Source organism: Vibrio sp. PID17_43 (assembly GCF_002608565.1).
GTDB lineage: Bacteria > Pseudomonadota > Gammaproteobacteria > Enterobacterales > Vibrionaceae > Vibrio.
The window spans coordinates 1-2,052 of record NZ_LIXM01000054.1 but is presented as its reverse complement, the minus strand read 5'-3'; the positions used below and the strand labels follow the sequence as shown (position 1 = coordinate 2,052).

1 protein-coding gene and 1 pseudogene are annotated in these 2,052 nt (G+C 40.5%); both read left to right on the top strand.

Going from position 1 to position 2,052, the window contains the following annotated elements; all coding sequences use genetic code 11:
- The first annotated feature begins 574 nt into the window (after nucleotides 1–574).
- Nucleotides 575–707 (top strand): annotated as a pseudogene (locus AK965_RS20180) (DUF3265 domain-containing protein).
- A 582-nt stretch (nucleotides 708–1,289) separates the two neighbouring features.
- Complete coding sequence (locus tag AK965_RS20170) at nucleotides 1,290–1,949, top strand: HAD family hydrolase (protein WP_052437365.1); 660 nt, start codon at nucleotides 1,290–1,292, stop codon at nucleotides 1,947–1,949.
- Nucleotides 1,950–2,052: the final 103 nt, after the last annotated feature.

The following is a 2,052-nucleotide window of genomic DNA, read 5'->3' as shown; positions in this document are numbered from 1 at the left end:
GGCGATTCGAAACGCATTGGGGTTTTAGTGCCCAAATAGGCACGGATTTATCAGAGTTTATTTTAGGTTAGGGTGCATCTGCGTCTCTCACACCTTAACTGCGCGTTAGTTTGCAAGAGGAAAAACGCAGCTATATCGCAAGATCTAGTGGTAAAAGCTCAAGGTTTAAGTTGTCGTATTGGCTTTTAATTTTAGTGTTAACTAGTGTGGTGATAATCCAAAATTGGCATCGTTTCAACGGTTGGTTTGTTCTTTAGTACGGTGACTTTGGGGTTAACTGAGTCGAACTTTTTTGCTGAAACTCTGCTCGTTGAGTTTGTTGATACAAAAGCCGATTTACTCGCTGAGATGGCGTTTTCTCTGGTGTGGTAAGTTCATGTGGTTTCAGTAGCTTTGTTGAAAGTCCGCATTGTGAGATTGGTTTTCCAAAAGTGCTCTTTGGTGTTGTGAGTTCGTTTTCTGCGGCGTTGTTTATTCCACGTGGTTTCATTGAGTCGCCGCTTTGAAACTACGCCTGATTTGAGTGCATCAAACACATAAAGTTTATTGTTTGCAAAGTTTAAAATGACTTAAAATCAACGCCTTGGGTTTGCAAACTAACAAACTGTTCAAGAGGGATTCGCAACGCGTGGCATTTTCACTATGCGTTGGTTTTGGTGTTTAAGGTGGTATACGGTGGCATCGGTATTGCGTTGCTCACCCCTTAACAGGGCGTTAGTACGGGTTTAGCATCAAAGGTCATCAGTTTTGGTGTTTATCTGTTTTGGCGTTCGTCTTTACACCTTTCAGTTTGTACCTTTCACGTTCTTTCCGGTGGCACTATATGCGGAGTGTTTGCTTTGATTTCACCGTTTACGGTTTCTAACTCTTAGCCTATTTGTTTGGCGCTTCTTCTCTTTCGTGGTTTTTACTAAGTCAGAATTGCCTTTCTTTGGTGTTGCTGTCGAAGTGCGAGGATCGAATCCTTTTCTAATTTGAAGCCAGTAAAAGTGGGGGAGTTCAGTGCGTTTTTCTTCTAGCCAACTTTCGTCTCTCAATGACGGTAAAGTTTTGTAGCTGCCCGTCTCACTTCAGTGTTCAAAGCCTTTCATATCATGCCACTTTTCAATATCTTGGAGTCCATAAATAGAAGTAGCGCATGTACTAACAAATTGCTTAAGAGTGATTCGTAACGCGTGGCATTTTTACTTTGCGGTGGCTTATGTGATTAAGGCGTCGTGCGGTAGCTTTTGTATTGCGTTACTCACACCTTAGCAAGGCGTTATGCGTAATGAAGACAAGGATAGTCTGTGAACATAATATTTGATTTAGATGATACATTGCATGACAAAAGTGCGTCTCTTAAAAGTTATGCTGATGAGCTTTTAAATACTACATTGAATAATCTAGATTTACCGGAACAACGGTTTGTCAGTGAGTTTATTGCTCAAAACAATATCATCCAACCTAAAACTCAAGTTTTTAGCGTATTAGCTGAGCGCTTTAACTTTTCGCCAAAACTTGAGCGAGAGCTATTGATAGCCTTTGACCGTTCCTTCCATGAGTTTTCGGTTCCTTTCGATGGTACGCTGGAGACATTAGCAATGTTGAAAAATAGTTGTGTTTCCATCGGCTGTATAACGAATGGTAGGGACTTTTTTCAAAAGCGTAAAATTGCGGCTTTGGGGTTCGATGAGTACTTTGATTTCACTATTACATCAGGTGGTGTTGGTGTTAAAAAGCCTGATTTAAGTATTTTTAAAATTGGTTTAAGTAAGTTTAGCGACAGTGGCAAAAAGGTGTTTTTTTGCGGAGACAGTTTGTCATCTGATATGGCTCCTGCGAAAAACTTGGGTCTTGTGACATTGTGGAAAACTGAAAAGTTGCATAAACCAGAGTACGTTGACCATAGTTTTTCTACTTTTCAAGAGTTCGATCAGCTATGGCGAACAACGTTAGTTTACGCATAACAAACGACTATGGCGTCAATAGCTAATTTTTCGCTATGTTCTCATCCCACATGACGCCATCTCTTAACATAGAATTTAGTATCACAACCATCTTGCGAACGCA